At 62.0% G+C, this 6,200-nt stretch carries 6 protein-coding genes and 1 pseudogene; 5 read left to right on the top strand and 2 right to left on the bottom strand.

Annotated features, from left to right (window positions below; all coding sequences use genetic code 11):
* The first annotated feature begins 208 nt into the window (after nt 1-208).
* Nucleotides 209-1,684 (top strand): glycosyltransferase family 39 protein, encoded by a 1,476-nt coding sequence (locus Y704_RS0101800; protein WP_026548860.1) that lies wholly within the window; start codon nt 209-211, stop codon nt 1,682-1,684.
* Nucleotides 1,685-1,774: 90 nt separating this feature from the next.
* On the top strand, nt 1,775-2,551 hold the full coding sequence (locus Y704_RS0101795; protein ID WP_026548859.1) for a type 1 glutamine amidotransferase domain-containing protein: 777 nt from the start codon (nt 1,775-1,777) through the stop codon (nt 2,549-2,551).
* A 41-nt stretch (nt 2,552-2,592) separates the two neighbouring features.
* Here Y704_RS0101795 and Y704_RS24290 read toward each other — a convergent pair.
* Nucleotides 2,593-3,038, bottom strand: a pseudogene (locus tag Y704_RS24290) (DDE-type integrase/transposase/recombinase); the annotation flags it as partial.
* Between the two features lie 265 nt (nt 3,039-3,303).
* Here Y704_RS24290 and Y704_RS0101785 point away from each other — a divergent pair.
* Together Y704_RS0101785 and Y704_RS25010 are read left to right on the top strand one after the other, a co-directional pair.
* The gene (locus tag Y704_RS0101785; RefSeq protein WP_026548857.1) at nt 3,304-3,705 is read left to right on the top strand and encodes a VOC family protein; all 402 of its coding nucleotides are present in this window, start codon (nt 3,304-3,306) and stop codon (nt 3,703-3,705) included.
* A 208-nt stretch (nt 3,706-3,913) separates the two neighbouring features.
* The gene (locus tag Y704_RS25010; RefSeq protein ID WP_253904193.1) at nt 3,914-4,174 is read left to right on the top strand and encodes a mycothiol transferase; all 261 of its coding nucleotides are present in this window, start codon (nt 3,914-3,916) and stop codon (nt 4,172-4,174) included.
* 908 nt (nt 4,175-5,082) lie between these two features.
* Here the strand turns inward: Y704_RS25010 and Y704_RS0101770 are convergent.
* On the bottom strand, nt 5,083-5,517 hold the full coding sequence (locus Y704_RS0101770; protein WP_026548856.1) for a Panacea domain-containing protein: 435 nt from the start codon (nt 5,515-5,517) through the stop codon (nt 5,083-5,085).
* Between the two features lie 471 nt (nt 5,518-5,988).
* Here Y704_RS0101770 and Y704_RS24775 point away from each other — a divergent pair.
* Nucleotides 5,989-6,200: hypothetical protein (locus tag Y704_RS24775; protein ID WP_035771187.1), on the top strand; the 212-nt coding region annotated here is incomplete at its 3' end.

Here is a 6,200-nt window from a genome sequence, read left to right as displayed (position 1 = left end):
AGGGGGAATAAATCATGCCGCGACCGACAGGCCAGCAACCCCATCCTTGCTCATCCAGGGGCTACTAAAAAGGTAACGGGGGGAGTACGTGTCGGCAGTAGAAGTCGAGGAGCGGGTCCGGGATGCCGGCCGCCCGGGAGCCAGGAGCTGGCCGCGGCACCCGGCTGAGCGCCGCTGACGTGCCTGGGAGGCATGTTTTAATGAGGTAGTGAAGAGGACCACGAGACCCGCGGTCCTGGCGGCGGTTATTGCACTGATCTATTCCGGTATCGGCATCTCGGTCCCCAGCTTCTGGGTGGACGAGGCGGCGACCATCAGCGCCGTCGACCGCAGTCTCGCCGACATGATGCGCATGACGCAAAGTATCGACGCCGTCCACGCGTTCTATTACCTGCTGATCAATGCCTGGACCGCGGTCTTCGGCCTCTCGGAGACCTCCCTCCGCGTCCCGAGCCTGCTGGCCGTCTCAGCGGCCGCGGGGTTCCTCGTCGCCATCGGGCGCCGCCTGGCCGGCACCACCTACGGCCTCACGGCTGCTCTCGTGTTCGTGGTGCTGCCCCGGACCCAGTACGTGGCCACGGACGCCCGGTCCTACGCTCTTGCGCTGCTGTCCACAGTGATCGCCACGTACTTCCTGGTGCGGATCCGGGAGGGCCCCTCACAACGTCTCTGGGTGGGGTACGCGGCAGCTGCGACGGTCGCAACACTGCTGTCCTTCTATACGGTGCTGGCTTTCGTTGCGCATCTGGCGACGATGCTCCTCGACCCGGCGCTGCGCAGCCGCTGGAGAGCGATGCTCGCCGTCAGCCCGGCCTGGCTGATCCCCACAACCGCCCTGGCGGTCATCGGTGCGACCCAGCAGTTCCAGATCTCCTGGATCCGGCCGATCGACGGCAGCGTGGCCTTCGAGGTGGCTTTTTTCCAGTTCTTCACCGACGCGTACATGCTGGTGGACGGGAACCCGGTTCCGGAGCATACGCCGCTGGAGAGTGTGTCGATGTACGGGCTCGCGGTGCTTATCTGGGCCCTCGCCATTGCCGGCGCAGTCCTGTTCCGGCGGCATTTCCTTGTCAGGCTCGCGCTCCCCCTCCTGGTCGTACCCCTGGGCGCAGTGATCGGCGGATCCCTCATCCTCGGCTCGCCGTACTACCTGCCCCGCTACCTGTCGTTCATCCTCCCGTCGCTCCCTCTGCTCGCGGCCGCATTGGTCCTGCGCATGCCCCGCGGGCGGGCACCGACCACGACGCGGCAGCGCGCCGTCGTCCTGCTGGCAACGATTCTTCTGGCACTGCCGTCCTATGCAGGCCAGCGGACGGAGTTCGGTCGCAGCCCACAGGATGATTTCAGCTTCATAGCCCGAACACTCGACGAACATGCGCAGCCCGGCGAGGCGGTGGCGCTGGGGGTCAATGCGGACCTGGCGTACACCGCGTACCCGGACTCGTTCGACGGCCTGGCCGACGCCACCGTCGGGATCAGCGCGGCCGAGTGGGGGCGGATCTACAACCAGCGATTGGGCCTCGAAGCGTCGAGGGACCAAATTCTGTCCCACGCCACCGTGTGGCTTGTCCGCCCGGCGGAGGACGGTGCAGACGAGGAGACCCTCGCATCATTCGGCTATGCACCCGAGACGCGGTTCGAGGGTACGGGAAGCACCGTGGTGAAGTTCGTCCGGCAGCAATAGTCCGCCAGCGATAGTCCGGCAGAGACCAGACGGGGTAGGGCCTGGACCTGGGCTCGGCGTAGGGTGGAATGCAGACGAAAGGAGCACTTCATGAAGAAAATCCTCATGGTACTGACCAGCATCTCCGAGATCGGCGACACGGGAGAAAAGACCGGCTACAACGTGGCCGAGGCTGCACATCCCTGGAAGGTGTTCAAGGATTCCGGGCATTTCGTCGACTTCGCGTCCATCCAGGGCGGCCAGCCCCCGCGCGACGAGGTGGACTCGACAGATCCCCTCCAGGTCGCCTTCACGGAGGACGAGGCCACGCGCGCCGGTCTCTACAACACTGCCCGTGTCGACGTCGTTGATCCGGACCAGTACGACGCCGTCTACCTCGTGGGAGGCCACGGCACCATGTGGGACTTCCCGGACAGCGAAGGGTTACAGAAACTCGTCGCCAGCGTCTACAACGCGGGCGGCCTGGTGGGCGCGGTCTGCCACGGACCGGCCGGGCTTGTGAACGTGGAACTGGCCAACGGGCTTCGCCTCGTCCAGGGCCGGAAGGTGGCTGCCTTCACCAACGACGAGGAGGTTGCCGCAGGAAAGGATAAGGTCATTCCGTTCTTCCTTGCCGACCGACTTGAGGAACAGGGCGCCACCCACGTATCGGCTGATGCCTTCGAGGAGAAGGTCGTCATCGACGAGCGGCTGGTGACTGGCCAGAACCCGGCTTCAGCGGCCGGCGTGGCCAAGGAGATGGAGAAGCTCTTCGCAGAGGTCATCCACCAGGAAAAAGCAGAGGAACAGCACGAGACGGAGGCCCTGCGCGCCGAGAAGGACGCCGAGAAGGATGCCAGGAAGGCTGCCGCAGAAGCGGAGCACTGACTGAGCTGCTGCCGCGATGTCGGACAGCGGAGCTGGTGGTTTTCGCGTTTTGCTTGGGATTTGGTGGCGTAGCCGATCCGGTGAACCCGCTCTTCAGGGCTGAGAAGAACGATCGGGCCATCGCGTTGTCCCAGCACACGCCGGTGCGGCCCATCGAGGACCGCATGCCCACACCGGTGACCAAGGTCCGGAATGCGGCTGAAGTGTATTTGCTGCTGCGGTCCGAATGCCAGATCGCATCCGGTTCGAGGTGCGTGGTCCCGGCGGCGTTCTTCAGGGCATTGGCGACCAGTCCGGTGCGCACGTGATCAGCGATGGGCCAGCCCACGACTTTCTTCGAATAGCAGTCGATCACGGTGGCCAGATACAGGAAGTTCTGCCAGGTGTGAATGTAGGTGATGTCCCCGACGAACCTCACCCCGAGTCGGTCCGCGGTTAAGCCCCGTCCGACCAGATCGGGGACCGCAGCGGCGCCCTCGGCGCGATCATGGGGGTAGCCCCGCGCTGACGACCGTGGACAACACGCACCCGGTGTCCGAGCCGTAAAACGTTGCCTCAACAGGGGGAGGTACCGCACTGAACTCCAAGTCTGTGGAATCCGCGTAGGCGCTGGTGGTGCTCTTGCGCGATATGAGCGCCACCCCGTGGAAGCATCGTGTTGAAGGGCCGAGCGGTCGATCCTCGTGTCAATCTCAGGGTCACCGCTGATTATGACGGCCTATTACCGTCTATCAAGCACTAGGAGTGACGACATGACTGCACCTCTCATCTACATCAGCTTCCCAGGAACCGCACGGGAAGCACTGGGCTTCTACGCGGACATCTTCGGTGGCGAGCTATCCCTGCACTCCTACGAGGACTTCGGCAGGACTGACGGCCCGCCGAGCGCTGTGGCTCATGGGGTACTCAGCGGTGTCGTCGCCCTGGCGGGATCGGATGCACCAGCAGGAGAGCAACCGGTTCGCTTCGAAGGCCTCATGCTGTCGTTGCTGGGTACCGCCGAACCTGCGGTCCTTCATGAGTGGTTCGACAAGCTCTCCGCCGGCGGTTCGGTGCGCGATCCCCTCGCGCCGAAGCCATGGGGGGCCTCGGATGGCCAGGTCATTGATTGTCACGGCCTTCACTGGCTCATTGGATACGAGCCCGGGGCATGAAGGATTCACATTTGCTTGCGCAGCTAGCGAGCGAACGAACTCACGTGCTCCAACCAGGACTCGCTGAGGCCGCAATGAGTCGAGCGATAGTCCCATCAGGTTGGACGATGACGCGACTGCTGAACCATCTCGCCTTCGATGATGAGATGTTCTGGATCTCGGCGGTTCTCGGCGGTGACGCCCGAGCAATCGCCGCCCTTTCCAACGGTTGGCGTCCGAACCGATCACGGGAGTCGAAGCCGTCAATATCTACAAGCGTGAGATCGTCCGAAGTAACGACGTCCTCGCGAAGGTCGACCTGGACGCCCCTCCCCGCTGGTGGCCCTCGGCGAGTGGGTTTGGTGCATCACCCATGGTTGATGGGCGCGAAGTCGTGTTTCGCGTGCTCGTCGAAACGTCTACTCACGCGGGCCACCTCGACATCGCACGCGAGTCGATTGACCGTCATCAGCACCGAGTCGTGAAGTAATCCCGATTTCCAATGCTCAATAAACCGAGACGCTTCGACTTCAGTGCTTGGAGGCGATCCTCACACTGGCAGACGCGATTCTTCGCTGAGCCGTTGACTTATCAGTCCGGGCGGACTCGGAAAACGAAAGGTGGGAGTGCCATAAGAGTTCTGTTACTGCTGCGTTGCCACAGTACCCATTCCAGCCAATGCAAAAGGCCCCGGTTCCCTTGTATGAGGGAACCGGGGCCTTCTCAGTTGGCGGTGACGGTGGGATTTGAAACCTCCCAGAGGTACAGGTCAGGGGCTTGAGAACCGGAATCTAGAGGTTTTGAGTCACGCGAGGTCACAGCAAGTAACCAAAGATCTAAACTATATGTTGCCAAAATGTTGCCGCCGGCTCGTCATGCCCTAGCAAGTTTGCTAAGTCCTGCTTGAGGGCCACACCTCATGGCGAGGGTCCCACCAAAGAACATGGAACACGTGTTCTCGGAGGAAACCGTATAGGCGCGGCGCGCCTCCGCAACGGAGCCTTGCTAGTTCTGTTTCATCGTCGCGCTCAAGGTCTGCCAGCCGCCTTTGAGAAGAGGCGGGCATTTTCGCGACGTCATACGATTTTCCGTGCTCACTACCAGGAGCAAAGATTTCCCCTAGAGTCATTGACTCGAAGCTGGCCATCTTGTCGAAGAGGTTGGACAACTCATCAGGAGCGATATTTACCGGCGACCAAGCTCCATCACGGTCCATCTGGCTAAAGCGCCACACGAGCTTGCGCTCGAGCACTGCCTCTTGGTCGATATCGAGCACTACGGGGCGTTTTTGCGCGCCGTCCTCTACTGCGGATGGAGTCGCGTGCTTTCCTGCAGCGGCCTGCCAGCCACCGGGCGGTACCGGGACTCGCTTGTTCTCTCGCCTCGCCACTGCTGACGCTAGTTGGAGAGTCCGTGGTAGTACTCGTGCATAGACGCCTGAGTAATTGGCGCGGAGCTACGCGCCCCTTCGCGGAGACCCTCGCGCGCATCGCGCCAGGGGTCCTCTCGATGGGTCATCTCACTGAGCTCGTGAGCGGTGTACTGGCCGTATGCATCCAGCACCGCGTCGATGGTTTCTTTCTCGTTGTCCTCGAGCTCGTCAGGGTCGCCCCACGTCCACGTATCCACGCGGAAGTTGCCCCGGTGCCGGTCATACAAAGCATAGATAACTGGGCCGTTGGCCCAAGCCTGGATGTCATCCTCGAAGAGTTGGCGCTCTTCCCATACGAGATGCCACGCCTGCGAGTAGTAGGCGAGCTTCTGCAGCTTCATCGCTGAGAGGCTGCCCTGCTTTTCCAGAATGTAGGCTGCTACGTCGTGAACGTTCGCCATTGCTTCTCACCGCTTCCACCCGATGCGTGGGCTGCATGCCCGGTTAATGAAGAAAGGAAATTCCACAAGCGCCGGTGAAATTCCAGAAGTTGTCCACAGATTTATTCACAACTTTATCCACAGGCAACTTGACAGCAACACTACATCCGACCTATGACCAAATACGATCCGTCGGCGTGTCTTACGGCGTGTCGCACTTTCGCAGCCCTTGTAGTAGAGGCCCTGCTACCGCGTTGCGGGGCCTCTACTTTCCCGCGCTTAGCGGCGCTCCTCAGGCCTAGACTCTCCAGGAGCGCCGCCGGCAAGCGTGGAAGCTTATACCGCCGTGAGGTCCACGACGCGGAGCGACTTCGGGGACGCAACCTCCAGGGCGACGCGCGCTTCGAGGCAGGGCTCAATGAGGTTCCGGTATCGTTAGTCACAGCGCCCCCGTCGGGGGGGGGTGCAGTGACTGTTCCAATCGGAGGAACCATGCTCAACCGCCTTGCAACCGAATTTGCCGCTGAAATCGCCAACCACGACTGGTCAGACGCGCCATACCGCCTTGACCGAGCCGGACACCACCGCGACCAAGACTCAAACCGCGGTAAAGAGGTCCTTACCGACGTCGAGGCAGACTGCATCCGCACGAATGTCATGTGGGTTACAGCTCAGGTGCTCAAGCACGCCGATCCAAATTTCGA

Source organism: Arthrobacter sp. Br18 (genome assembly GCF_000520555.1).
Taxonomy (GTDB): domain Bacteria; phylum Actinomycetota; class Actinomycetes; order Actinomycetales; family Micrococcaceae; genus Arthrobacter_D.
The sequence above is the reverse complement of the archived record's forward strand: the minus strand, read 5'-3'. Positions and strand labels throughout refer to the sequence as shown.